A 23,320-nucleotide genomic window follows, 5' to 3' on the forward strand; every position below is an offset into this window, starting at 1 on the left:
GTCGAGTCGGGGACCTGTACGCGAAAGCAGACCGTATCGTCTCCCAGCCGTGCCAGCGGGTGAGACGACGGATTGCCTGCCGACGTAGATCAGTGATCTCCGAGTGAAACGACGAAGACCGAACCGACGGAGCGAACAGTCCGCGTTACAGTCCGCCGGCACCGTTCGTCCGCGGTTCGGGATTGCCCGCCGGCCCCTCGCCAGCGCCGTCGATCTCCGCCTTTAGATCGGAGAAGCGAGCGAGCCGCTCGGCGTGGGCGTTGTGCTGGTGGATCGATTCGTCGTTGGATTGTTCCATCCGGACCACGGCGTCGTCGTCCATCTCGGGGAAGCGATCGACGACGCCCTCGGCCATCGACCGGACGCAGTCCTCGACGAACTTGGCGTCTGAGTGGGCCTCGTAGGTCATGTGGTCCTCGTCGGGTCGCTTCGCGAGGTTGTAAATCCGGGCGCTCATCGACTCGCGAGCGATCTCGATGAGGTTCCGGAGATCGACACCGGGCGAGCCATCACACTCGACGGTGAGCGTCGCGTGACCGCGCTGGGAGTGGCCCGGCTGGGGGACTTCTTCGAGGAATTCCTCGACCGTTTCCTCCTCGACGCCCAGATCGAAGAGCGTCTCGCGGGCGCGGGCCTCGCTCATCCCCTGCGAGCAGGGACAGACCGTCATGCCGGTGACGCGGGCACCGATCTCCTCGCGCGTGCCCTCCTCGGTCGCGGTCGCGCTCGCGACGATGTCGGCGGTGCTCTGGGTCGGCTTGTCCGTCGCTGGCGTTTGGTCGCGGCTGACGTACTCCGCATCCATCCGAACCTCCGCCCGGTCGGTATAGTCGTGCTTCGAAAGCAGTCGCTCGGCGGCGTCGCCACAGACGTCCTCGACGCGGTAGTTCGTCTCCTCGACGGCCGTCTCTAAGGTCTCGTCGACGACCTCCATGTTCCGGCTCATGTCAGCACCCTTTCGCCAGTCCGGCAGGTCGACGAAGACGTCGAATTCGGCCATCAGGACGATCGGGCGGCGATCCTCGCGGGCGATCTTCAGCAACTTCTCGACGCCGGTGACGCCAACGCGGTTCAACCCGACGGTGACGTCCGGACTGTCTGCCTGCGTGTCCGGAAGTTGGTGACTCATTCGCCTCGTTGTAGGGTTGAATCGCGGTTAGGGCTTACGGAAGGGGTGGTGCTGGCCACGCATCTGACTCCCGCCGTTAGTCGCCTGTCGGTAGAGAGCAACGTCCCACATCTCCGTTAGGAGACCGGAACGCCGACGGAGATTCGATCAGTAGATATCAATTCCGGGCCCACTCGATTGCCGCATCGGTTTCCTCCAGGTCGAAGGCCTCGACAGTGAGACCCTCGACATCTACCGTCGTCTTCATCGTCAGTTTCTTCGTGCCATCGGCGACGACTGCCCAGCGAGTAACGCCGTGATCGACGCTCGCGAGTGCAGACTGCCGCAGGTTTTCCTGCCCCTCCTTCGAGTACGGTTCGCTAGATCGGAGGATCGTCACGTGGGAATCGGTGTCGGATCGTTCCAGCAAATCGGTGAACGCTGCGACCATCTTGTCGCTCTCCGGACCAGTCAACTCCGTCGCTTCCGGGAATTCACCGATGATAACGCCATCGTCGGCGTAGAACTCCCAGTCTGCGCTTTTCTGGGTTGCCATGCGGATCGTAATATCCGTGGGAGGCACATCCATCGTCTACCCAATAGATGGGGTATACAGGGATCGATAATGGGTCCGCAGTCCTGTCGGTCGTCCTCAGGGGACGACGCCGACGGTCAACAGCGTGCCGTGCTCGCGGTAGTGTTCGACCATCGCGTCCCTGGACTCCCAGTCCTCCGTCGGGAACGCATCGGCGGGTGGAATCTCGACTTCCTCGTCGGGAATACGGTCCTGCTCGGCGACGTGAAAGCCCGCCTCCCGGAAGGCCTCGCGGTACTCCGCCCGTGACCAGCGAGTCATCTCGATGTCGACATACTCGTCCCACTCGGCCGTGTGTGGGTTATCGGCGACGTAGTCGACCGCACAATAGAACGTCCCGCCCGACCCCAGGACGCGGTGGAGTTCCCGGAGGGCGTCGACTGGATTGCCCGCATAGTAGATAGCCTCCATCGAGAAGGCGTGATCGACGCTGTCGGTCTCGAAGGGCAGAGACTCGAAGTCCCCGACCATGAATCCCACACGGGAGTCTTCGGTGTAAGAACTGGCGTTATTGGCCATCTGCACCGCTCCGTCCAGGCCGTAGGCCCGACCGGCACCGCCAACGCCTCGCAGGGCGCGGGCGGCGTAACCGCTGCCACAACCCAGATCCAGTACCACGTCGCCGTCCTCGACGGGCATGCGCTCTAAGGCGTGTTTGGCGGTGTGCCAGTGGCGTTGTTCCATCCCCTGGTCGCGGCCGTCTTCGGCCCACTCGTCGAAGGCGTCGCTGACGCTCATATCTCCCCTCGGGACGGGGTGACCAAAACCAGTTCGTCTTCGTCCGGAAATTCAGTCTTCGTCCGGAAAGATTCAACCGGCTCGCCCGCGGAGGAGACCCATGGCACGGCGAAGGCGCTACCGGCTCGCGGACACGGCCCAGCAGATCGTCGGCGGGTTCCTGCTGGCGGGGCCGTTCGTCGTCACCGAAGAGGTGTGGGGCCTGGCCGGGGAAATGACGATCTGGCACGGGATGGCGACGGCGATCCTCGTCGCCATCATCGGGTACGGCGCGCTCTACCAGGCCGACGACGGCCGCGATCCCGACACCGAGGCGGAGGTGGCGGGCCTGCCCGTGCGGTTTCTCTCCCTGCTCGGTGTCGCGTTCGGATCGGTCGCGGTGCTGGCGTTGCTGTTGAACGCGCCGGCGTCGTTCCTCAGTGGCGAGAGGACGGCCACCCAGGTCGCGACCACGCTCAAGGTGATCAGCGTGGGCGCGATTTTCAGCGTCGTCGGGGCCGCGACGGCCGATAGCATCTTCTGAATCGAATCGAGCCAGCATGCTTAAGAGTTAGCCAATCCCCTCTCAGGACAGAGATGGACTACGCGCTAGCGGTCGACGGTGCACCGGAAACGATCCCGGCCGGGACGGGCGTGCTGTTGGTCCACCCAAGTACCGCCGAGACCGACCGCGTCGACACCGATTTCCTCAAAACCGATACCGACCGATTTCTGGTCATCTCCACGCGGACGAGCGCGCGGGAGGTCACCCAGAAGCTCGAACACTACGAGGTCGAAGAGTCGAAAGCCACGATCCTGGACGCCCTCTCTGTCGAACGCGGATACACCCGTCGCCAAAGTGACGACGTCAGGTACGTCTCCGCACCCGACGATCTGGATGGGATCGTCGAGCAGACCCGTCAGTTCCTCAAGGAAACGGAGGGCAGGCGGCGGATCAGTTTGGATTCGCTGACTGAGTTGATCTATTACACCGACGTCGAACGGACGATTGGGGCCGCCGAAGAACTCCTGGCCCTCCTGGGCGAACACGACGCTGTCGGCCTCTTTCACCTGGCCGGCGGCGTCCACGACGAGGAGGTCGTCTCCGAGTTCCGCGAGCGATTCAACGGCGTGGTGGACCTCGATCCCGACGGAACGACGACAGCCACGTTCTGAACACCGGGATCGTGGACGGACCGCCGAAGCATCGAATCCCGTCCGATTCTGTCCTGAGACTGGCGAAATGAGAGATGTGAACGTCCGCTTATTGCTAACAATACCCGTGACACAATACCACATTCACTATCACCAATAGTTAAGGTTCGGGACATACACAGAACGTATGTATGCCGGAATGCCAGAACTGCGGTTCGTTCGTAACCGCTGCATACGCTCGTGTTTTCACGCCCAACGGTGTGGACCAACCGCGGGTGTGTCCCCAGTGTGAGGACAAGATACGCGACGGCGCGGACGTCAGGGAAGCGCGCTCGACGCGGCGAGGGTAGACCGGCGATCAATATCCCGATCCGATGGGAGCCCTCCCGTCACGGGAGTGCGTCCGTGACGATCCCGCTTGCCTCTTCGAATATCACCCGGGCGCGTGCCGGCTCCCGGGCTTCTGCCGTAATACGTATCAGCGGCTGTGTTCCGCTCGCACGGACGAGAAACCAGCCGTCACCGAGATCCACGCGCACGCCGTCAAGCGTCGTGACGTCCTCGTAGGTCGGTCGGACCTGCTCGCGGACGCGTTCCATCACCGCAGCTTTCTCCTCGACCTCGACGCTGTCGCGCTGGATCGGATAGCGCTCGACCTCGGCAACCCGCTCGCTGAGGGGTCGCTCGGCGACGAGTTCGACAAGTTTCGCGGCTGCGAGTGGACCGTCCGGGCACAGCGCCACGTCCGGCCAGATCCAGGCGCCGCTTGGCTCGCCGCCAAAGACCACGTCCGGGTCGCTGGCTCGCTCGGCGACGTAGACGTCACCGACTCGCGTCCGCTCGACGGCGATGTCCTCGCGGGCGAGGTAATCGTCGACCGCGAGGCTGGTGTTCAGCGGTGCGGCGATCTTCTCGCCCGGTTGGGCTGCCTCACGTGCCAAAATCGCCAGTAACGTGTCGCCGCTGACGAACTCGCCGTTCTCGGTGGCCGCACGCATCCGGTCGGCGTCGCCATCGTGGGCGATCCCGACGACCCCCGACTCGCCAGCGAGTGACGCCAGCGACTGGCAGTGTTCGGCAGTTGGTTCGCTCAGTCGACCCGGGAACGAGCCGTCGGGCTGGGCGTTCAACGTCTCGAAGTCACAGCCCAGCGCCGAGAGCGCCCTGGCACTGACGCCGCCGGCACCGTTGCCCAGATCCAGGACGACTTCGGGTGGATCAGCCACGTCGACGGCGTCGAGAATGGCTTGGACGTGTTCGGAAGTGGCATCACGACGCTCGCAGTCGCCGATCGCGTCCCACGGTCGCAAGTCCGTGACGCCGTCGTCGATCCGCCGAGCGAGTTCCTCCTGGCGCGGCGCGTCGAACGCTTGAGTCGTCGGTTGCCAGAGTTTGATCCCGTTGTCGGGCGGTGGGTTATGTGAGGCCGTGACCACAGCGCCGGCGTCGGCTCCCTCCCAGCGGACTGCCCTGGCGACCGTCGGCGTCGCCGCCAGCCCGAGGTCGATCACGTCGGTTCCGGACTCCCTGAGACTGGCAGTGAGTACGTCCAGCAGGACTTCACCGCTCTCCCGTGGGTCACGGCCGACGACCACCCGATCCGCCTCGACGCCAAGTGCGCGTCCGACCCGCAATGCCAGCTCGGCAGTGATCGTCTCGCCGACCGGCCCGCGAATGCCGCTCGTTCCGAACATAGCGGACCCTCGGCGACTGGATACAAAAATCGCCCGTCGTTTCCGGGGCCGATGACCGCTCGACGTCTAGCGCCACTTGTCGGTGTCGGCTTCCTCGCCGAGTTCCCCTTTCGCCTGCCGTGAAGCTGGCCAGAGTACCAACATCACCATACAGACATAAAAGAGACCGACGATCACGAGGACTGCTGTCCCCGGAACGCCGCCGACTGCCGCTGTGCCGACCGGCCCCTTCGTAGAGTCAGCGAAGACAGTCAGCCGGATGATCCAGGCGGCAAGCAGTACCGAGAGCAGGGGGGCATATACACGCCGGAGTCGGCGCGCGATCGCCTCTCTGGCCGGCGTCTTGATGGTTGGCTCCCGCAGGTCCTCGCTCAACAGTTCCCGCCAGTCGGGTTGCTCGGCGCCCTCCGGATCGAGCGCGTTGGCGAAGACGTTCTCCTCGAAGAGACGCACCCGGGATCGCCAGACATCGTAGATACGATATCGACGTGCCTCGATCCCCAGGAAGACGACCATCATCCCCATGCCGACCAGCAGGACGTAATGCGGTCGCGAGTCGCCCGAGAACGCCCACGTGAGCAGCGTCGCCGTCAGTACGACCGCCCAGTTGGTAGTCCGGTCGATCCGCGTCCGCCAGGCGGTCGTCCGTCCGAGTTCGCCGCGGTAGGCGTGGCCCATCAACGAGAGGAAGTCCGACCGGTCGGTCGCTGCCTCCCCGGCGACCTCCCGTTCTGCCGGCGATTCCGGGTCGAAATCTTCAGGTGGCGTTGCCATGGGTGCCGTTTCACCGGAAGACTGGTAAAACCGACTGCCGGGGGACACCGATCGATCCCGATAGTTGCCACTAGGGACTGTAGCAGCCGAAAAACCGAGACAGCTCGCGGCTTACAGGTCGCGCGGCTGGACGGTCTTGCGGTCGTTCTCCTCGGCGCGTCGGGCGGCGTCCTCGAGCAGTTCCTCGACTTCCTCGTCGAGGGCACCGTAGAAGTCCGAGGCGACGTTCATATCATCGAGCGCTTCCTTGACGGCGGCTTTGACGATTAGGTCTGCCATACAGGGATGTGTTCCGATGGGTTGTTTATAAACGTTCCCAATTCCATCCGCTCTCGGCGGGGCTGAAGGGGGTCTGAGCCGGGGAGACGGTTCGTCGATCGTCCGAACGACCCGTACGACCGGCGAGACTGAGAAGTGACCAACGATACGTGGTTGATGCTCTCACAGAGGTCGACGGCGGCGACGCCCGGCACCGATCAATGGGTAAGAGTAGCTCCGACTCTGACGGATGCGCATGCGTGAAACTCTCGAAGCCCTGGCCGCGGGTGAACTGAGTGTCGCGGCCGCACAGGCCCGACTGGCCGGCTACGCCGACAACGACGGCGGACGCTTCGACGCCGCCCGGCGATCCCGGGCCGGCGTCCCGGAGGCGATCCTGGGCGACGGCAAGACGCCAATGGAAGTCGCATCGCTGGCCGCGACGGCGGTCGAGACCACCGGTCGAGCGATCGCGACCCGGATCGACGACGAGCAGGTAGCGGCGATCCGCCGCCGACTCGACGGGGACCATCCCGAGGCAACGCTCCGGTGGAACGACCGCTCGAACGTCCTGGTCGCGCACGGTCCGAACTTCGAGCCGCCGCACCTGGACGCGACCATCGGCGTCGTCACCGCGGGGACTTCCGACGCCGTGCCCGCCGGTGAGGCGGTCGCGATCGCCGGCGAGATGGGTGCACGAATCTACCGTCTCGAGGATGTGGGCGTGGCGAGCATCGCCCGTTTGCTCGACCGACTCGAAGAACTCCGGGAGCTGGACGTGGTGATCGTCGCCGCCGGCCGGGAAGGGGCACTCCCGACTGTCGTCGCCGGACTGCTCGATATGCCGGTGATGGGTCTGCCGGTCTCGACGGGCTACGGTCACGGCGGCGAGGGCGAGGCGGCGCTGTCGGGGATGTTACAGTCCTGTACGGCGCTGTCGGTCGTCAACGTCGACGCCGGCTTCACCGCTGGCGCCCAGGCTGGCCTCATCGCTCGTCGAATCGACGCGGCCCGCGGCAATACTTCGTAGGGACCGACCGTTCATGTGGATTGATCACGTATCTCATGTGTTAGCCTTCGCGGCTGACGGTGCCCAATGCCAGATTGCAACCACTGTGGTGCGCACGTCTCCGAAAGTTTCGCGAGAGTGTTTGGCGACGCGAAGGGACGACTGCTGGCCTGTCCCGACTGTGCCGCCAATGCCGGGATCGCGGAGACGGCCCAACGGCGCGCCATCAATGCCTGACTCCCCCCGATAGATGTCCCAGCCCGCCCACTACGTGTACGTCCTCCAGTGTGCCGACGACACACTGTACACCGGCTACACGACCGAACCCGAGCGTCGAGTCCGCGAACACAACGCTGGCGACGGCGCAAAATACACCCGCGGCCGCACCCCCGTCGAACTGGTCCACCTGGAGCGCTTCGAGAGCCGTTCGGCCGCCCAAACGCGGGAGTACGAGATCAAACAGCTCACGAGAGCCCAAAAGGAATCGCTGATCGACGGCTCGGCCGTCGATGCCGACCACCGCTGAACGTCCGGAGGGCCGTGGCGACGTTCACGTCTCCAAAACACCCACGTACCGCCCCGCCGGGAGTGGGCGAACATCGAATCCCAGAGACTCATAGAACGGGACCGCGTCGGCGTCACATTCGGCAATCAATCGCTCGCGGTCGCGGGCCGCCGTCGCGATCAGGGCGGAACCGATACCCCGATCACGGCGCCGACGACGGACAGCAACTGCTACGATCTCCGCACCGTCCAGAACACACGCGCCGAGAACGCGCCCGGGATCGCCCGCAGGGCCGGCCACGATCACGTCTTCTGCCCGCACCCGGTCGCGAACGCGCGCGTAGTCGGTCGCCAGCGCCGCCCCGTCGAGAACGTTCAGGACGGCAACGAGATCATCGCCGTCAGCCGTCCGGACGACGACATCCATCACCCGCCTTTAACGACTCGCAGGACTTGCACCCGATCGACATCGACGTCGCCGTCCTCCGGAACTGGTTGGCCGTCGACCAGTACCGTCGCCTCGTGGGGGCTGACCTCGACTCCAGCGAGCAGATCCGCGTAGGTCGCTCCCGTATCGACCTCCACGTCGCGTTCGCCCTCGCCGACGACCTCGACCGTGACGCGCATACCTGTGGGTTCGCCCGGACAGACATGAGCGCTTCGGGCGCCGACGGTTCCTTCTCGGGGACTTTATCCCGGTCGGGACTGACGTGCCAGTCATGAGCAGCGAGCCTGCCCAAGCGGGTCGGGGGGAAGTCTGGATCGAGAAGTACCGCCCCCAGTCACTCGAAGACATCGCAGGACACGAAGCGATCGTCGACCGGCTCCGGAGTTACGTCGCCCGGGACGATCTGAGTCACATGCTCTTTGCCGGCCCGGCGGGGACGGGGAAAACTACTGCCGCCATGGCCATCGCCAAGGAACTGTACGGCGACGAGTGGGAAGAGAACTTCCTCGAACTCAACGCCAGCGACGAGCGCGGGATCGACGTCGTGCGCGACCGGGTGAAGTCCTTTGCGCGCACTTCTTTTGGCGGCCATGACTACCGGATTATATTTCTCGACGAGGCCGACGCACTTACTTCGGACGCTCAGTCAGCGCTTCGCCGGACGATGGAGCAGTTCTCGAACAACGTCCGCTTTATCCTCTCGTGTAACTACTCCAGTCAGATCATCGATCCGATCCAGTCCCGATGTGCCGTCTTCCGCTTTTCGCCACTGGCAGACAAAGCGGTCGCGGAGACGATCCGAACGATCGCCAGCGAGGAGCGCATCGAGATCACCGACGAGGGCATGGACGCGCTGGTGTACGTCGCCGGTGGCGATATGCGCAAGGCGATCAACGGCCTGCAGGCCGCCTCGATGTCCGGGGATCGAGTCGACGAGGAAGCGGTCTTCGAGATCACCTCGACCGCCCGGCCAGAGGACATCCGCGAGATGGTCGAACGCGCCCTCGACGGGGACTTCACGGCTGCCCGATCCCAACTCGACACCCTGCTGACCGAGGAAGGCATCGCCGGGGGAGACATCATCGATCAATTGCACCGCTCAGTCTGGGAGTTCGGGCTCGAGGACGACGCCGCGGTACGGATCCTCGATCGGGTCGGCGAAGCCGACTACCGCATCACGGAGGGCGCAAGCGAGCGGATTCAACTCGAAGCGCTGCTGGCGTCGCTGGCGCTTGAAGACGACTAAAATTTCTCAGTTGAGCCACCACAGGCTCGCGTTCAGGACGGCAGCGAAGGACACCCACGCGAGGTACGGGACCAGCAGCAGGGCGGCGCGACGGTCGACGCGATCGAACGCGACGATCGTTCCAACGATGGCGAGCCATAGCGCGGTGATCACGAGGAGGCCGAGCACCGGCGATTTCGCGCCGAAGAAGGCTGCCGACCACGCGATGTTCAGGACGAACTGCCCGGCGAACGCGAGCAGGGCGATCCGGACCGGACGCGTAGTCACGTCGGCCCGCCAGACGAGCCAGAGGGCCACGCCCATGAGCGCGAACAGGAGCGTCCAGACGGGTCCGAACACCCACGACGGTGGATTGAACCACGGTTTCGCAAGGTCGTCGTACCACGCGCCAAGCCCCATCACAGTGAAGACGCTCCCGCTCGCGCCGACGAATTCACAGGCGAGAACGCTCGCCAGCAACGACGTCCGCGGGCGACGGTCCGGAAGCGTCCACAGGTGTCTGGCGTCCATACCGACGGGTATCGAAGCGAGTGCAGAAACCGTTTCCGGGGCTGAGACGGTCAGAACGGGCCGAAGGCCCCCTTCGGAACTGATTTAGGCTCGGACGGGCCACACTAACCCAACGAATGAGCGACCTCGAGGAGGAATACCGGCTCGACTATTTCGAGGAGCACGGGTTCCAACGCAGACAGTGTTCGGAGTGTGAGGATCACTTCTGGACGCTCGACCCCGAGCAGGAGACCTGCGGTGAGCCGCCGTGTGACGAGTACAGCTTCATCGACGACGCCGGCTTCGATGAAGAGTTCGAACTGGGCGAGATGCGTGAGGCGTTTCTCTCGTTTTTCGAGGAACGCGACCACGAGCGGATCGAACCGTATCCAGTCGCGGCCAATCGCTGGCGTGAGGACGTCCTGCTGACGCAGGCTTCGATCTACGATTTCCAGCCGCTGGTCACGTCGGGGACGACGCCACCGCCAGCTAACCCCCTGGCGATCAGCCAGCCCTGCATCCGAATGCAGGACATCGACAACGTCGGCGTCACGGGACGACACACCATGGCCTTCGAAATGATGGCCCACCACGCGTTCAACGCCCGCGAAGAGGCCGAAGGCGAGTACGCCTACGAGGGCGAGGTCTACTGGAAAGAAGAGACGGTCCGCTACTGCATGGAGTTGTTCGAGGAGCTGGGGGCCGATCCGGCCGAAGTCACCCTGATCGAGGATCCCTGGGTCGGCGGCGGCAACGCCGGCCCGGCCTTCGAAGTGATCTACAAGGGGGCCGAACTGGCGACGCTCGTGTTCATGCAGTTCGAGGCCGATCCCGACGGGGACTACGAGATGAAGGACGGCAACCGCTACAGCCCGATGGACACCTACGTCGTCGACACGGGCTACGGGCTCGAACGATGGACGTGGGTCTCTCAGGGCACGCCCACGGTATACGAGGCCGTCTACCCCGACATGATCGACTTTCTCACCGACAACGCGGGGATCGATCACGCTGACGACGAGGAGGAGATCGTCCACCGGGCCGCGAAACTCGCCGGGCGGATGGACATCGACGAGGCCGAAGATGTCGAGGCGGCACGGGACGATATCGCCGCGGAGATCGGCGTCGAGACCGATCGCCTCCGCGAATTGGTCGAGCCGCTCGAATCGATCTACGCCATCGCCGATCACTCCCGGACGCTCGCGTACATGCTCGGGGACGGGATCGTCCCGAGCAACGTCGGGACAGGCTATCTGGCGCGGATGGTCCTGCGGCGCACCAAGCGCCTGGTCGACGACATCGGTGTCGACGCCCCGATGGACGAACTCGTCGATATGCAGGCCGAGCGCCTGGGCTATTCGAACCGCGATACGATCCGGGACGTCGTTCGCACGGAAGTCGAACGATACCGCGAAACCCTCGAACGCGGACGCCGACGGGTCGAACAGTTGTCCGAAGAGTACGCCGGGAGCGACGATCCGATCCCGGGGGAAGAACTCGTCGAACTGTACGACAGCCACGGCATCCAGCCGGACATGGTCGCTGAGATCGCGTCCGATCGCGGGGTCGCAGTGGACGTCCCCGAGGACTTTTACTCGGCGGTCGCCCAGCGCCACGAGGCGGGCGACGCCGAGGCGGGTGTCGACGACGAGTCGACGCCGTACGCGGACCGACTCGCCGACCTCCCGGAAACGGACCGTCTCTACTACGACGACCAGGAGCGCATGGAGTTCGAGGCGGTCGTCCTCGAGGTCTTCGAACGCGAGGACGGCGAGTACGACGTGGTGCTCGACCAGACGATGTTCTACCCCGAGGGCGGGGGCCAACCGGCAGACCACGGAACGCTCTCGACAGAAGACGTCACCGCCGAGGTGAGTGACGTCCAGATCCACGATGGCGTGATCGTCCACCGGACGGACGCTGATCCCGGGACAGGTGACTTCGTCCGGGGGACGGTAGACAGCACACGCCGTCGCCGGCTGATGCAACACCACACCGCCACCCACGTCGTCGTCCACGCTGCGCGGCAGGTGCTGGGCGAACACGTCAGGCAGGCCGGCGCACAGAAAGGGACCGACTCGGCCCGGATCGACGTCCGTCACTACGAGCCGGTCACTCGCGAGGAAGTCACGGAGATCGAACGGGTCGCCAACGACATCGTCACCGATAACGGGCAGGTGACCCAGAAGTGGCCCGACCGCCACGAGGCGGAGGCCGAGTACGGGTTCGACCTCTACCAGGGCGGCATCCCAGAGGGCGAGCAGATCCGGATCGTCCAGGTCGACGAGGACGTCCAGGCCTGCGGGGGGACCCACGTCTCTCGAACGGGTGACATCGGGACGATCAAGCTCCTCTCGACCGAGCGCATTCAGGACGGCGTCGTCCGGCTGACCTTCGCAGCTGGGGAAGCAGCCATTGAGGCCACCCAGCGGACTGAAAATGCCCTCTACAAGGCGGCGGAGATCCTCGACGTGGACCCAGAAGATGTCCCCGTGACGGCCGAACGGTTCTTCGAGGAGTGGAAAGCCCGCGGCAAAGAGATCGAACAGCTACAACAGGAACTGGCCGAAGTCCGGGCGACGGAGGCCAACGACGGCGAAACAGTCGATCTCGACGGAACGAAGGCAGTCATCCAGCAGGTCGACGGCGGAATGGAAGAATTGCGGGCGACCGCAAACGCGATCGCCGAGGACGGCTCGGTCGCCGTCGTCGGCTCGGCCGCCGACGGCGCACGGTTCGTCGTCGCCGCCCCCGAGGACACTGGTGTCGACGCCGGTGCAGTCGTGAGCGAACTCGCCGATCGTGTCGGCGGCGGCGGCGGCGGTCCGGCGGACTTCGCACAGGGCGGCGGTCCGGACGCCGACGCACTCGATGAGGCACTCGAATCAGCCCCCGAAGTCCTGCGCCAGGTCAAGAGTACCTGACGGTTTCGGCCTTGAGACGCCATCCCGGTACGGGAGTGCCGGACACGACCCGAGCTTGTTCACGTTCAGAAAACAGTATCCCCGTTTTACAAGTACCGGCCACTAACGGTGGCATGGGTCGACACACTGACCCAGAACCGCTCGTCGCGACTGTCAGAGGCACGACGAATATCCCCCCGGCTTCGACACTAAATCCCACCTCTCGTCGCCGCTCCACCTTTCTTTACCCAGGTCCCGAGTGGCGGCCTGTACGGACTTCTGTTCTGTCGCTGGCCGGTCCCGCCTGTCGCGTCGCCCACATACCGCCAAGTAGCTGCTAGGACACCTACTCACGTTCTGCTGTGGGATCGCTTCACCGATACCTGAACTAGCCTATTGTAAAGATTAATATATAGAAGGAATATATATATACTTTTGACCCAACAATTTGTCAAATTAACCATATGTTCGGTATCACGGTCACCCGAATCGAATAGATAGTTTGCATCTATGACCCCTGAAGCCACTTGAATACATTTTTACAATGAGACCTACGACTGATTCAAACGAGAAGGGTTACTGATCCCAGAAGAAATCAAGTAATGGCACAAAACTAAACAATATCCAATATAAACCATATATTAAATATACTTCCTATATACAGCTATTTTATTGACGAATACTCTATTATATAACGAAATAGTGAAGGAAAAGTGAGAAAGTAGAAAAGAGTAAAATAACCATATGAAAATCTATACTTCGTATAACCTTTAATCTTCTTGTGACTTCTTTTCAGCCAGTCAAGTCACGAAGAGGAGAGGGGTCACCAGTCTGCCGCGGTGGGAAGCGCGGCCTTTGCTTGTGGGAATATCGTGTTATCCACCCGCGGACGCGAGGCTTCCGACAGACCACCGCACCGAGCAGTCGTCCCAAGAGAAAGGACGACGATCGTATGGACAGCGGACGCCGGGAGATCCAGACAGTGACCCGATTGATACCGGAGAAACAGTTCACAGATATAGCACAGGTGAGCGATCACAGCAGACAGTCGTAACGTCATCCGTTCGACCGCGGTCAAAAACGCGCTCCGAGATTACGAAAGAAACGGGGGCTGCTATTCAGTCCCGACAACAGGTTTGTTCAAAACGCTTTAATATATATGAATGGTTCACCCAGACATGAGTACTCCAGAAACGATACCGGAGACAGCGGCTTTCAGCGTCGAGAACGTGGGGGGGATCGCCGAGACATCGGTGGCGTTTTCGCCTGGAGTGACCGTACTCACGGGAGAGAACGCGACGAACCGGACGTCGTTTCTGCAGGCAATCATGGCAGCCATGGGAAGCGATCAGGCGTCGTTGAAGGCCAACACGGACCAGGGATCCGTTCAGTTGACGCTGGGTGAGACCGAATACGAACGCACCCTCGAACGAGCAGGGAACTCAGTACTGTTCGAGGGGGAAGGGTACCTCGATGATCCGACCGTCGCGGAGCTGTTCGCCTTCCTCCACGAGACCAACGAAGCCCGCCAGGCAGTCGCCCGTGGGGACGACCTCAGGGATCTCATCATGCGGCCGATCGACATCGCGGAGATCCGAGAGAAGATCGACCGGCTGACCGACGAGAAAGCGTCGATCAACGATGAACTCGCGACGATCGAATCCCGAAAACAGGATCTCTCTGATCTCGAACGGCGTCGACAGTCTCTCGAATCCGAGATCGAAGAGAAACGCGAAGAGCTGGCCGAAAAGGAACGGGAGATCGACGAGAGTAGCAACGATCTAGAGGAGAGCCTCGCCGTCAAAGAGGAACTCGAACAGTCCTTTGAGGATCTCCGATCAGTTCGCAGCGACCTCGAATCAGTCAGACGGAACGTCGAATCCCAGCGGGACAGCATCGCATCGCTCAAGCAGGAGCGCACGGAACTGGAGACCGAGTTGGACGAACTTCCGTCCGCGCCGATGGGAGAACACGAGCAACTCGCGGGCCAGATCGAACAGCTCCGGGACCAGCGACAGACGCTCAACGCCGAGATCAACGATCTCCAGAGCCTCATCACATACAACAACGACCGACTGGAAGACGAAGATTACGAGATCCTCCAGACCCTGGATGGCGACTCCGGCGCCGGATCGGACGGGGAGCTCACGGACCAGTTGCTCGCAGACGCGGACGAAGCCGTCGTCTGCTGGACGTGTGGCTCGCAGGTCGATCGGAGTCAGATCGAGGAGACGATTCAGCGACTCGAAGACCTCCGCGAACAGAAAGTCCGGGAATTGAACGAGGTGAAATCCGAGTTAGAGTCCCACAAGGACGAACAGCAGGAGGTCAGACAGAAACAATCTCGTCGCGAGGAGGTCGAACGAAAGCTCGAAGGGATCGACGACGAGATCGACCAGCGCGAGCAGCGGATCGACACGCTGAAAGAACAGCGCGAGGAGCTCACTGAAGAGGTAGAACGCTTAGAGGAGACGGTCGAGGAGTACGAGTCGGCGGACTTCGAGGAGATCCTCACACTCCACCGGGAGGCCAACCAGCTGGAGTTCGAGCTCGATTCCCTGGAGTCAGACCTGGAGGACATGACCGAGGAGATCACAGAGGTCGAGTCCTTAGTCGAGAAAGGCGAGGAACTGCGAGACCGACGGGAAGGGTTGCTCGAAGAGCTTGCAGACACCAGAACGAAGGTCGATCAGATCGAGAGTGAGGCGGTCGAGGCGTTCAACGAACACATGGACGCGATCCTCGAGATCCTCAAGTACGACAACCTCGATCGGATCTGGATCGAGCGCCTCGAGGAGACGACCCGCGAGGGCAGGGAGACAGTCAGACAGACGACCTTCGAGATGCACGTCGTCCGGACGACCGAAAACGGCGTGGCGTACGAGGACACCATCGACCACCTCAGCGAGAGCGAACGGGAAGTAACCGGACTGGTCTTCGCACTTGCCGGCTACCTGGTCCACGACCTCTACGAGGAGGTTCCGTTCATGCTGTTGGACTCCCTGGAGGCGATCGACTCCAGCCGTATCGCCCGACTCGTCGAGTACTTCGCCGAGTTCGCTACGTTCCTCGTGGTCGCGCTCCTCCCGGAAGACGCCCAGGCACTGGACGACGAGTACACACGGATCACCTCGATTTGAGCGACGAAACGAGGCCCGCGATCGATCGGAGTCACTGACCGACACAATGTCTGAAACACCGACTAACCGACCGTCGAGTAAGGTCGCACGCGTGATCGAGGAGTACGGCCTCGACGGCATGGGTGCGCAACTGGAAGCACGCTGGACCGCCGAAGGCAACGACCGACTGAGCCTGCGTGATCTTGCCGACTTGTTGAACAGGCGCCTCCTCGAACAGGCGCTGTTGGAAGCGGGGATGAGCACACTCGAGAACGATATCGAGACGATCTATCACAACCTGACCGACGACGCAGTGAGTACCGGCGTCGAGACTGATACGCGCAACCGGTTGCAACGAAACGGTGTCGACGTCGAATCCGTCGAGAAGGACTTCGTCACCTACCAGGCCGTCCGCACGTATCTCAAAGAGTGGCGCGGCGCAGAATACGAGGGGATATCGGACACCGAGAAGATCGAGAAGGACGTCGAGGTCATCCAACGTCTCCAGACCCGGGCGCTCTCGATCGCAGAGACACGCGTCGAGAATCTCGACGAGACGGGACGGATCGACGTCGGTGACTTCGAGGTGTTTCTGGACATGCAGGTGCTCTGTTCGGAGTGCGGATCACAGTACGAGATCGCCGAATTCCTCGAACGCGGCGGGTGTGACTGTACGACCGACTAAGCAGGTAAACCGACCGACGCCCTCGGTTTCTCAACCGGGAGCGGTCCCGGGAAGATGGGGCGGCACGGGCGCGTTGGCACAACGTTGAACTTACCCAGTCATTGGGCCCCGATATGAGCAATGAACGGGGGCCGGTAGACTCCGACAATCGGGTCACTGCCGTGCACAATTCTCGAAAACCTCCGCGATTATTCATGTTGTACCGTAACGGAACTCGCCGAGCAGCTGGATATGTCGGCGAGTACCGTCACCGCCCATCTGCAGACGCTCAACGATCTCAGATCCGTGATCCGCGCCGACGATGGTACGTACCGTCTCAGCCTCCGATTTCTCGAGTTCGGCGGACGGACCCGCACCGATCACGATATCTATCTGGCAGCTCACCCCCAGATCGATAAGCTGTCGCGGAAGAGCGAAGAAGTCGCGACGATGGGTCGAAGAGGGAGGCCGCCGCGTGCGCCTCTATCGGACCAACCCGTCGAGAGGATCTCGGACAACACACTGGTCAGTGAACACACCAAGCTGCACTGGACGGCCCTGGGGAAAGCGTTGCTCCCCCGGATGCCTGACGACGAGATCGTCTCGATCGGCGAACGACACGGACTCCCGGCGGCCACTGAGAACACGATCACCGACGTCGAGGCGCTGCTGGCTGAGACCAACACCGTTCGCGAGCGGGGCTATTCCATCGATGACGAGGAGTCGAGGGCATCCGGTCTGTCGCCGTCCCGATCCGGAATCTCGGACCCGAGAATAGACCCGCAGCGATCTCCGTCGCGGGACCGAAACACCGTTTCAGCGATGAGCGTATCGAGACGGATCTGGTGGACACGCCCCATGACATCGAGAACGTGATCGAACTGCAGTGCAACCACTACCGAGATTGAGCGCCGGTCCCGTGTCCGCGCTCGATTCGGTGATCCCACTCAAGAGTCATCCCCCAACGAGAGACGCCACACCGCAGGTCCCGCTCTGGTGCAAACACGGACTGTTCGTTCGTGGTAAGAGCGTAATAACAGAGGTACTGGCGTTATGTGATGGAGACCCAGACGTCATTGATCACCAGAGGGCGCCGCTATCGACCGTACAGCGAGGTTCACTGATGTCGAATCGCCGGACTACGACGCAATCTCTCGGTCACCCGTCAGATGAGGAGGTCCAGAAATTCCGGGCGAGGATGAAAAGAGCGTCATCAACCTCAACTTTCTCGGCACGCTGCTGGCCTCAGGCCGTCGGCGAGTACATGGCCAAACAGGGCGAGGGCCACATCCGGAACAACTCCTCGATGACCGCGTTCACGCCGCTGACGAGTATTTGCGCCTACTCCGGCGGGAAGGCTGCCGTCTCGAAGTTCAGGGAGTTGCTGGCGCACACGGCCCACAGCCACTCGACGGACATCCGGGTCAACGCCATCGGCCCGACGGATACGGCATCGATCGACAGATCGCCGTACCCGAAGGTTGTGTAGGAGAGACCGTAGCCGAACGGATACAACGGCTCGCTGTCGGTGTAGACGTGTTCCTCGCTGGCCGAGTTCGGCTTCCGACTGTAGTAGACCGGCAGTTGGCCGACGGGTTTCCGGATCGAGGCCGGCAGGTGCCCGCTCGGATTGTGCTCGCCGAACTCCAGGGGAGTGGTCGCCTCGACGTCCGTCTCCGCCTGATTGAAGTGGACAACATAGGCGTAATCGCCCTGAGCGTCGCGTTCAGGTCGGGATTTCGCCCTGCAGACCGGCTTCGATGGCGATCTCGTGTATCAGGCGTTTCTGAACGACCCGCTTGTAACGCTGCCGCCCGAGGGGCCCGGAACCGCTTTGCCGGCCTCGTCGACGCGGAGCGACCATATCTTACCGACTGGAGACTCGACGGAGCCGCCGTTCTCGACGCGTAACTCCCCGCACAAAGGCGTATTTTGCCTTCTTCGACGGCTGTCCAGGGAATGCCGACGACCGTCCCGAGACACCGTGATCGGAACTGCGACCGTCACGCTTCACGCCCGGAATATCGCGTTCCCCTATCTGCCGACAGCCGGTTCCGGGAGTGGTGGGATTCGTCGGCGATCAGTATGGCGGTAACACGGAGGGGCTGACGTGCGACGATCTCGTAATGACATAAATTATATTATATAATAACTCAAAATAAATGCCGCCTAAATATACAGAAAAATTAGTATTATATTTCGGATCAGTCGGGGGCGTTCTACTCGGTCAGCCATACCGTCGAGTATCGGGGAACAGAACAGTCGAACCGACGGCTTCCCCTGACAACTGGCCGTTTTATCGGCTGTTGCTGCCGAAATTGCGATAGATACGTCCCAAAACGGATGATCGACAGAGGAGAACCCGCGCGGAGAGCGGCCCGGACTGACAGCGGTGTTTCAGCTCAGCGAGGCAAACAGTATCGAAGTCGATTGCCGTCGAAATCCGGTCAGAGAGTGTTAAAAAGAGCCTCGTGGCCGCTTCCGCCGTGTTACCGGTACTCCCTGACCCAGCGCCCCGTTGCTACTCGGCATGAAAGAGTCTCCGACAGTTCTCTGACAATCTTCAATACTTCTAAGATATAGAGGTATATAGAATATAGTATCATACTGGAGGTAGTATTCTATACCATGAGAATTCAGTCAATCAACTACCGGGAATGAGCAGCCCATTCGAAACAACGGTCGTGGAGTGGCCGGACGTCCCGCGGGGTCGAGCTCTCCTCAACCCAGCCGGCAGTGTCGAAGACCCGCGCTCGGACGGCGACAATGCTCCCAGAGCGTTCGGGACGCGGGGTTCACCCCGTCGACCGTCACGCTGTCTCGCAGTACTCCAGGGCGGCGCGGACCGCATCGTGACGGCCCAGAAACGTGAGGTGGTCACCCCACTCGATTCGCTGGTCCGGGTCGGGGATGTAACTCTCGCCATCTCGCGTGATCATCGCCAGGTGAGCGCCCTCCGGAATGGCCCCAGAGAGGTTCGCGACGGATTCGCCAACGTGCTCTTCGGCGGTCACCTCGATCTCCTGGACATCGCCGGTCTCGTCGAGTTCCGTCATCCAGCGGGCGATCGCCGGCCGTTCGACGAGGTTGTCCATCGACCACGCGATGGCCCGCCAGCTCGAAACCGTCTCGACGTCCAGGTCTTCGAAGGCGTCGACGTTATTCGGTTCGTTCACCCGAGAGATGACCGTCTCGACGTCGAAGGTGTTGTTCGCCAGCTGGGCGACCAGCAGGTTGACATCGTCGTCGGCGGTCGCAAGCGCGACAACTCGCGCGTTGGCGATGCCCGCGCTCTCGATCACCCCCCGTTCGGTCGCATCACCCTCTCGAACAGTGTATCCATCTGCCCGCAACGATTCGATGACGCTCTCGTCTCGGTCGACGATCACGACCTCCTCGCCACGGTCTGCGAGACGGTCGGCTAGCGACCGCCCGATCCGACCACCGCCGACGATGAGGACCCGTTTGGGGATCACGTGAAGCGCCTGTGCGATATGTCGCGCTCCACCCCCTTCAAACGTCACGGTCAGGAAGATGACGAGGAAGACAGTCCCAACCAACGTTGTTGCAGCCTCCGGGTTACGGGTTTGTAACTCGAGGGCAAACAACGTCGCGACGGAGGCCGGGATGATCCCTCGCGGACCGACAAAGCTCATGAACGCCCGTTCGCCAAGTGTGAACGAGGTGCCGATCGTACAAAACCAGACTGCAAGCGGCCGGACCACGAGCGCAACGGCGACTGCGGTAAGCAAGCCAGCGACTCCGAGAAATCCCAGATCTCCGAGCGAGAACAGCGAGGCCAGCGTGATAAACACGAAGGAGTTGACCAGCAGCGTGACGTCCCCTTTGAATCGCTCGATCGTCTCCCGATAGGGCAAATCGACGTTGCCGAGCACGAACCCGGCCGTCGCGACTGCGGCGATGCCCGCCTCCGGGAGAATCGATTCACCGACGCCGTAGGCGACCAGGGCGGCAACGAGGACGACCAGTCGTGCGTTCTGTGGTTCGTTTTCGCGTGACTCGATCCGAGTCAGGACCAGCCACACGAGTACGGCGACGCCGAGCCCGACAGCCACGCCCGCGCCGAGGCGATAGAGGAACTCCCGGAAGAACGTTCCCAGCCCACGCGTCTCGAGCACCACGTACTCGAAGGTCACGACCGCCAGGATCGCTGCTGTCACGTCGTTGACGACGCCTTCCGTCTCCAGCGTGGAAGCGACCTGTTCGCGAACCATGACGACATTCACGATGGGAGTGATGACCGTCGGACCCGTCGCGACCAACAACGACCCGATCAACAGAGCGAGCCCCCAGGACGTCCCGAGCAAGGTGTGGACAAAGACGGTGGTTCCAAACAGGGTGATCGCCGCGCCGAATGTGACCAGTCGAAACGTCGCCCGCGGCGCCTCCCGAAGACGCTCGGTTCGGAGTGAGAACGCCCCCTCGAAGACGATGATCGCGACGCTAAGTCCGACGATCGCCGGCAGCGCACCGTCGCTCCCGCCGAAGACAGCGGGGGTGACGACGCCGAGCCCCTCCGGTCCGACGAACACGCCGGCCAACAACAGGAAGACGACGCTAGGGACCTGTAGCCTGTCCGAGAATATCTGCGCGACGACGCCGAGACCGGCGATCGTCACCACGACCTGGAGGATCTCGACGGTCCCGCTCACAGCGTGCTTTCGACAGCGAGTGCAATGAAGATGGCGTTGCCTCCGCCGGCCGTTCTCACTGCAGTAGAGAATTGTCCGCCGTCCGTTCCCGAACGGAAGGTTCTGTGACCCTCGACGGACATGGACGATTACCCGACGTACGTTGTAGAGAGATACTGTAGGATCTCATCGACCAGTTCGGGTTCGAACGTCCAGTAGCCGCGGTACTCGTCGGGGCCGATCTCTTCGGCGACCAGGGCAGCCTTGCGGTCGTCGTCACCGTCGCCGTCGTGGACGACGAACCACGCGTCTCGGAGCTCCGGCGTGTCGCCCGCATGGACGGTCAGTTGATCGGCGAACGCCGGCATGTCCCAGTCGTCGATCCCGTAAACGTGGGTCTCGACCCCGGAGTCGGCGAGTGCCTCGTATGCCCGTCCGGTCCCTCGTTCGTCGAGCAGTCGAGAGAGCCGCTGGAACGACGAGTGCAGGACGCCCGAATCCGTCTCCAGCGCCAGTGACTCGATGTGTCGGGAAATGTGGATCAACAGGAACTTCTGTTTGTCCGCGACGGTGAAGGTCACGTCCGCGAGGTGGGCGACGACCTCCGGCGTCTGGACCTCCTCGACCGGGACTGTCCCGGTGACGTACAGGTCCGAGTTGACGAGCAGAAGCGTCTCGCTGACGGCGTCCATCCGCGAGACAGCGAGCGATCCCGTCGTCTCGTCCCTGAGGAGGACCACGTCGCCCGGGGCGTCGGGATCCGTGTCCTCCGAGACGGCGACCGCGTTCGACTCGAACATGTCCTCGAGCATCCGGTAGAGGGGATCGACCGACTCGCGATTGAGGACTGTGACCGTCTTCTCCCGATCGTCGACGGCGTCGATGAACTCCGTAATCCCCATCGGAAAAAGGTTGGACGTCGGGACGTATAGATCCGGGGGTCCTCACAAGTACGACAACAGCCCCGATCGCCGGACCTATTCTCGGGGCGCCCGTCCACTCGTCTATGTCGACTGTCATCAACGACGGCGTTTCACTCCGGTACGTCGTCCGGGGCGAGGGCGACCCGGTCGTGTTCGTCAACGACGCCGGGTTCGGCGCGTGGCTGTGGGGATACCTGCAGCCGGCTGTCGCCGGCCCGTACCGAACGGTCGTCTGGGACCTCCGGGCGACCGGCGACTCGGACGCCCCCGACGGCCCGTATACACTCGAAACGCTCGTGGGCGACCTCGAAGCGATCGTCTCCGCGATCGACGGGCGTCGCGTCCATCTCGTGGGCGCGGGCCTTGGCGGGGCTATCGCCCTGGAGTACGCCCGCCGTCACGAACACGTCACGTCGTTGGTTCTGCTGGGAACGGCCGGGGGGAGTGCGGTCGACGCCGACGCGCTGGCGTCGCTTGCCACATCGCGTGACGACCGCGACGCACTCAAGCAGTCTCTCGAGGCGGCGTTTGCCCCGGGAGTCCTCGCGGAACATCCCGCGGAGATCGACCGGATCGTCGAGTGGCGGCGTCGCGACGACGCAGACCCCACGGGCTGGGCCGCTCAGCGGGCGGCCTGGCTCGACGCCGACCTCGATTCGCTCTACGAGATTACGACACCCGCGCTGGTGGTCGGCGCCGCGGCCGACCGGATCGTCGATCCCGAAGCGACCGCACGATTGGCCGAAGCGTTACCCCGCGGCCGGCATCGCCGAGTCGAGGGTGGGCATCTACTCCCAGTCAGCGAGAGTGGGGTGGTCGCCGACGAACTACTGGCATGGCTGGACGAACGGCAGCACGAGACCTAGCCCGTCAGGGGACGACCGACTCCCGAAAAGATCACGACTCGCGGTCGATATCGAGGTCTTGCTCGACGCCCTCGACGAAGTCGCCGTCGGCCAGTTCGGACATCCGATCACGGAAGTGCTCCTCGCAGAGCCCGACCTTGAGGGCGTCTTTCTCGACCGCGACTTCGGCCTCGCGGTCACAGTAGTGACACTGCAT

The 23,320-nt window shown here is 62.7% G+C and carries 24 protein-coding genes and 2 pseudogenes; 13 read left to right on the forward strand and 13 right to left on the reverse strand.

Features of this window, described 5'->3' with window-relative positions; all coding sequences use genetic code 11:
- Nucleotides 1-145: 145 nt before the first annotated feature.
- The 3 genes from mptA to BN2694_RS15790 form a co-directional block, all read right to left on the reverse strand.
- A complete protein-coding gene (gene mptA / locus BN2694_RS15780; RefSeq protein ID WP_135667351.1) occupies nt 146-1,129 on the reverse strand; it encodes a GTP cyclohydrolase MptA in 984 nt (327 codons plus the stop codon).
- Between the two features lie 157 nt (nt 1,130-1,286).
- A complete protein-coding gene (locus BN2694_RS15785; protein ID WP_135667352.1) occupies nt 1,287-1,664 on the reverse strand; it encodes an STAS/SEC14 domain-containing protein in 378 nt (125 codons plus the stop codon).
- A 96-nt stretch (nt 1,665-1,760) separates the two neighbouring features.
- Nucleotides 1,761-2,441, reverse strand: coding sequence for a class I SAM-dependent methyltransferase (locus BN2694_RS15790; protein WP_135667353.1), 681 nt, complete (start codon nt 2,439-2,441; stop codon nt 1,761-1,763).
- A gap of 100 nt (nt 2,442-2,541) precedes the next feature.
- Between BN2694_RS15790 and BN2694_RS15795 the strand changes: the two genes are divergently transcribed.
- The 3 genes from BN2694_RS15795 (at nt 2,542) to BN2694_RS18265 (ending at nt 3,925) form a co-directional block, all read left to right on the forward strand.
- On the forward strand, nt 2,542-2,964 hold the full coding sequence (locus tag BN2694_RS15795) for a DUF2391 domain-containing protein (protein ID WP_135667354.1): 423 nt from the start codon (nt 2,542-2,544) through the stop codon (nt 2,962-2,964).
- A gap of 53 nt (nt 2,965-3,017) precedes the next feature.
- Nucleotides 3,018-3,596, forward strand: coding sequence for a DUF7090 family protein (locus BN2694_RS15800; protein ID WP_135667356.1), 579 nt, complete (start codon nt 3,018-3,020; stop codon nt 3,594-3,596).
- A gap of 170 nt (nt 3,597-3,766) precedes the next feature.
- Complete coding sequence (locus BN2694_RS18265; protein ID WP_449272221.1) at nt 3,767-3,925, forward strand: DUF7563 family protein; 159 nt, start codon at nt 3,767-3,769, stop codon at nt 3,923-3,925.
- Nucleotides 3,926-3,964: 39 nt separating this feature from the next.
- Here BN2694_RS18265 and glmM read toward each other — a convergent pair whose 3' ends face one another.
- The 3 genes from glmM to BN2694_RS15815 all read right to left on the reverse strand — a co-directional run bounded on the left by glmM (nt 3,965) and on the right by BN2694_RS15815 (nt 6,322).
- Nucleotides 3,965-5,269, reverse strand: coding sequence for a phosphoglucosamine mutase (gene glmM, locus BN2694_RS15805; RefSeq protein ID WP_135667358.1), 1,305 nt, complete (start codon nt 5,267-5,269; stop codon nt 3,965-3,967).
- 66 nt (nt 5,270-5,335) lie between these two features.
- Entirely contained in the window at nt 5,336-6,043 is a 708-nt protein-coding gene (locus BN2694_RS15810; RefSeq protein WP_135667360.1) for a DUF2270 domain-containing protein, read from the reverse strand.
- Nucleotides 6,044-6,154: 111 nt separating this feature from the next.
- The gene (locus tag BN2694_RS15815; protein ID WP_135667362.1) at nt 6,155-6,322 is read right to left on the reverse strand and encodes a DUF1931 domain-containing protein; all 168 of its coding nucleotides are present in this window, start codon (nt 6,320-6,322) and stop codon (nt 6,155-6,157) included.
- A 235-nt stretch (nt 6,323-6,557) separates the two neighbouring features.
- Between BN2694_RS15815 and larB the strand changes: the two genes are divergently transcribed.
- The 3 genes from larB to BN2694_RS15825 all read left to right on the forward strand — a co-directional run bounded on the left by larB (nt 6,558) and on the right by BN2694_RS15825 (nt 7,836).
- Nucleotides 6,558-7,331, forward strand: a complete 774-nt coding sequence (gene larB, locus BN2694_RS15820) for a nickel pincer cofactor biosynthesis protein LarB (protein WP_135667364.1) — start codon at nt 6,558-6,560, stop codon at nt 7,329-7,331.
- Nucleotides 7,332-7,397: 66 nt separating this feature from the next.
- Entirely contained in the window at nt 7,398-7,547 is a 150-nt protein-coding gene (locus BN2694_RS17275) for a DUF7563 family protein (protein WP_167880067.1), read from the forward strand.
- A 13-nt stretch (nt 7,548-7,560) separates the two neighbouring features.
- Nucleotides 7,561-7,836, forward strand: a complete 276-nt coding sequence (locus tag BN2694_RS15825) for a GIY-YIG nuclease family protein (RefSeq protein ID WP_135667366.1) — start codon at nt 7,561-7,563, stop codon at nt 7,834-7,836.
- A gap of 24 nt (nt 7,837-7,860) precedes the next feature.
- On the opposite strand, the gene BN2694_RS15830 is transcribed toward BN2694_RS15825, so the two are convergent.
- Both BN2694_RS15830 and samp2 read right to left on the reverse strand, forming a co-directional pair.
- Nucleotides 7,861-8,241: a GNAT family N-acetyltransferase gene (locus BN2694_RS15830; protein WP_135667368.1), complete on the reverse strand. Its 381-nt coding sequence runs from the start codon at nt 8,239-8,241 to the stop codon at nt 7,861-7,863.
- Nucleotides 8,241-8,441, reverse strand: coding sequence for a ubiquitin-like small modifier protein SAMP2 (gene samp2 / locus BN2694_RS15835; protein WP_135667370.1), 201 nt, complete (start codon nt 8,439-8,441; stop codon nt 8,241-8,243). Before samp2 ends, BN2694_RS15830 begins: the two co-directional genes overlap by 1 nt.
- 92 nt (nt 8,442-8,533) lie before the next feature.
- Between samp2 and BN2694_RS15840 the strand changes: the two genes are divergently transcribed.
- On the forward strand, nt 8,534-9,508 hold the full coding sequence (locus BN2694_RS15840; RefSeq protein WP_135667372.1) for a replication factor C small subunit: 975 nt from the start codon (nt 8,534-8,536) through the stop codon (nt 9,506-9,508).
- 6 nt (nt 9,509-9,514) lie between these two features.
- Here the strand turns inward: BN2694_RS15840 and BN2694_RS15845 are convergent, their stop codons facing one another.
- Nucleotides 9,515-10,018, reverse strand: coding sequence for a TspO/MBR family protein (locus BN2694_RS15845; RefSeq protein ID WP_135667374.1), 504 nt, complete (start codon nt 10,016-10,018; stop codon nt 9,515-9,517).
- A gap of 116 nt (nt 10,019-10,134) precedes the next feature.
- On the opposite strand from BN2694_RS15845, the gene alaS reads away from it, so the two are divergent.
- From alaS to BN2694_RS17845, 5 genes and pseudogenes are all read left to right on the forward strand, one after another.
- Complete coding sequence (gene alaS / locus BN2694_RS15850) at nt 10,135-12,921, forward strand: alanine--tRNA ligase (protein ID WP_135667376.1); 2,787 nt, start codon at nt 10,135-10,137, stop codon at nt 12,919-12,921.
- Nucleotides 12,922-14,078: 1,157 nt separating this feature from the next.
- Complete coding sequence (locus BN2694_RS15855) at nt 14,079-16,040, forward strand: archaea-specific SMC-related protein (protein WP_135667378.1); 1,962 nt, start codon at nt 14,079-14,081, stop codon at nt 16,038-16,040.
- A gap of 46 nt (nt 16,041-16,086) precedes the next feature.
- On the forward strand, nt 16,087-16,704 hold the full coding sequence (rdfA, locus tag BN2694_RS15860; protein WP_135667380.1) for a rod-determining factor RdfA: 618 nt from the start codon (nt 16,087-16,089) through the stop codon (nt 16,702-16,704).
- A gap of 168 nt (nt 16,705-16,872) precedes the next feature.
- A pseudogene (locus tag BN2694_RS15865) lies at nt 16,873-17,591 on the forward strand (IclR family transcriptional regulator).
- 290 nt (nt 17,592-17,881) lie between these two features.
- Nucleotides 17,882-18,172 (forward strand): SDR family NAD(P)-dependent oxidoreductase, encoded by a 291-nt coding sequence (locus BN2694_RS17845; protein WP_244605490.1) that lies wholly within the window; start codon nt 17,882-17,884, stop codon nt 18,170-18,172.
- A gap of 56 nt (nt 18,173-18,228) precedes the next feature.
- Here BN2694_RS17845 and BN2694_RS18195 read toward each other — a convergent pair.
- The 3 genes and pseudogenes from BN2694_RS18195 to BN2694_RS15885 form a co-directional block, all read right to left on the reverse strand.
- A pseudogene (locus tag BN2694_RS18195) lies at nt 18,229-18,333 on the reverse strand (hypothetical protein); the annotation flags it as partial.
- Between the two features lie 1,160 nt (nt 18,334-19,493).
- Complete coding sequence (locus tag BN2694_RS15880) at nt 19,494-21,356, reverse strand: cation:proton antiporter domain-containing protein (RefSeq protein ID WP_135667382.1); 1,863 nt, start codon at nt 21,354-21,356, stop codon at nt 19,494-19,496.
- 128 nt (nt 21,357-21,484) lie between these two features.
- A complete protein-coding gene (locus BN2694_RS15885; RefSeq protein ID WP_135667384.1) occupies nt 21,485-22,237 on the reverse strand; it encodes a DICT sensory domain-containing protein in 753 nt (250 codons plus the stop codon).
- A gap of 104 nt (nt 22,238-22,341) precedes the next feature.
- Here BN2694_RS15885 and BN2694_RS15890 point away from each other — a divergent pair, with 104 nt between their 5' ends.
- A complete protein-coding gene (locus BN2694_RS15890) occupies nt 22,342-23,124 on the forward strand; it encodes an alpha/beta fold hydrolase (RefSeq protein WP_135667386.1) in 783 nt (260 codons plus the stop codon).
- A 31-nt stretch (nt 23,125-23,155) separates the two neighbouring features.
- Here BN2694_RS15890 and BN2694_RS17280 read toward each other — a convergent pair whose 3' ends face one another.
- Nucleotides 23,156-23,320 (reverse strand): DUF6757 family protein, encoded by a 165-nt coding sequence (locus BN2694_RS17280; RefSeq protein ID WP_167880068.1) that lies wholly within the window; start codon nt 23,318-23,320, stop codon nt 23,156-23,158.

It is taken from the genome of Halorhabdus rudnickae, from assembly GCF_900880625.1.
Lineage (GTDB): Archaea > Halobacteriota > Halobacteria > Halobacteriales > Haloarculaceae > Halorhabdus > Halorhabdus rudnickae.

What these genes read in the sequence shown, in the direction of transcription:
- BN2694_RS15800 (WP_135667356.1), top strand. Translation starts at nt 3,018, where the DNA reads ATGGACTACGCGCTAGCGGTCGACGGTGCACCGGAAACGATCCCGGCC.
- BN2694_RS17280 (WP_167880068.1), bottom strand. Translation starts at nt 23,320, where the DNA reads ATGCAGTGTCACTACTGTGACCGCGAGGCCGAAGTCGCGGTCGAGAAA.
- BN2694_RS15790 (WP_135667353.1), bottom strand. Translation starts at nt 2,441, where the DNA reads ATGAGCGTCAGCGACGCCTTCGACGAGTGGGCCGAAGACGGCCGCGAC.
- BN2694_RS15840 (WP_135667372.1), top strand. Translation starts at nt 8,534, where the DNA reads ATGAGCAGCGAGCCTGCCCAAGCGGGTCGGGGGGAAGTCTGGATCGAG.
- BN2694_RS17275 (WP_167880067.1), top strand. Translation starts at nt 7,398, where the DNA reads ATGCCAGATTGCAACCACTGTGGTGCGCACGTCTCCGAAAGTTTCGCG.
- BN2694_RS15795 (WP_135667354.1), top strand. Translation starts at nt 2,542, where the DNA reads ATGGCACGGCGAAGGCGCTACCGGCTCGCGGACACGGCCCAGCAGATC.
- mptA (WP_135667351.1), bottom strand. Translation starts at nt 1,129, where the DNA reads ATGAGTCACCAACTTCCGGACACGCAGGCAGACAGTCCGGACGTCACC.
- BN2694_RS15890 (WP_135667386.1), top strand. Translation starts at nt 22,342, where the DNA reads ATGTCGACTGTCATCAACGACGGCGTTTCACTCCGGTACGTCGTCCGG.
- BN2694_RS15815 (WP_135667362.1), bottom strand. Translation starts at nt 6,322, where the DNA reads ATGGCAGACCTAATCGTCAAAGCCGCCGTCAAGGAAGCGCTCGATGAT.
- glmM (WP_135667358.1), bottom strand. Translation starts at nt 5,269, where the DNA reads ATGTTCGGAACGAGCGGCATTCGCGGGCCGGTCGGCGAGACGATCACT.
- rdfA (WP_135667380.1), top strand. Translation starts at nt 16,087, where the DNA reads ATGTCTGAAACACCGACTAACCGACCGTCGAGTAAGGTCGCACGCGTG.
- BN2694_RS18265 (WP_449272221.1), top strand. Translation starts at nt 3,767, where the DNA reads ATGCCGGAATGCCAGAACTGCGGTTCGTTCGTAACCGCTGCATACGCT.
- larB (WP_135667364.1), top strand. Translation starts at nt 6,558, where the DNA reads ATGCGTGAAACTCTCGAAGCCCTGGCCGCGGGTGAACTGAGTGTCGCG.
- BN2694_RS15825 (WP_135667366.1), top strand. Translation starts at nt 7,561, where the DNA reads ATGTCCCAGCCCGCCCACTACGTGTACGTCCTCCAGTGTGCCGACGAC.
- alaS (WP_135667376.1), top strand. Translation starts at nt 10,135, where the DNA reads ATGAGCGACCTCGAGGAGGAATACCGGCTCGACTATTTCGAGGAGCAC.
- BN2694_RS15845 (WP_135667374.1), bottom strand. Translation starts at nt 10,018, where the DNA reads ATGGACGCCAGACACCTGTGGACGCTTCCGGACCGTCGCCCGCGGACG.
- BN2694_RS15855 (WP_135667378.1), top strand. Translation starts at nt 14,079, where the DNA reads ATGAGTACTCCAGAAACGATACCGGAGACAGCGGCTTTCAGCGTCGAG.
- BN2694_RS15810 (WP_135667360.1), bottom strand. Translation starts at nt 6,043, where the DNA reads ATGGCAACGCCACCTGAAGATTTCGACCCGGAATCGCCGGCAGAACGG.
- BN2694_RS17845 (WP_244605490.1), top strand. Translation starts at nt 17,882, where the DNA reads ATGAAAAGAGCGTCATCAACCTCAACTTTCTCGGCACGCTGCTGGCCT.
- BN2694_RS15830 (WP_135667368.1), bottom strand. Translation starts at nt 8,241, where the DNA reads ATGGATGTCGTCGTCCGGACGGCTGACGGCGATGATCTCGTTGCCGTC.
- BN2694_RS15885 (WP_135667384.1), bottom strand. Translation starts at nt 22,237, where the DNA reads ATGGGGATTACGGAGTTCATCGACGCCGTCGACGATCGGGAGAAGACG.
- BN2694_RS15785 (WP_135667352.1), bottom strand. Translation starts at nt 1,664, where the DNA reads ATGGCAACCCAGAAAAGCGCAGACTGGGAGTTCTACGCCGACGATGGC.
- samp2 (WP_135667370.1), bottom strand. Translation starts at nt 8,441, where the DNA reads ATGCGCGTCACGGTCGAGGTCGTCGGCGAGGGCGAACGCGACGTGGAG.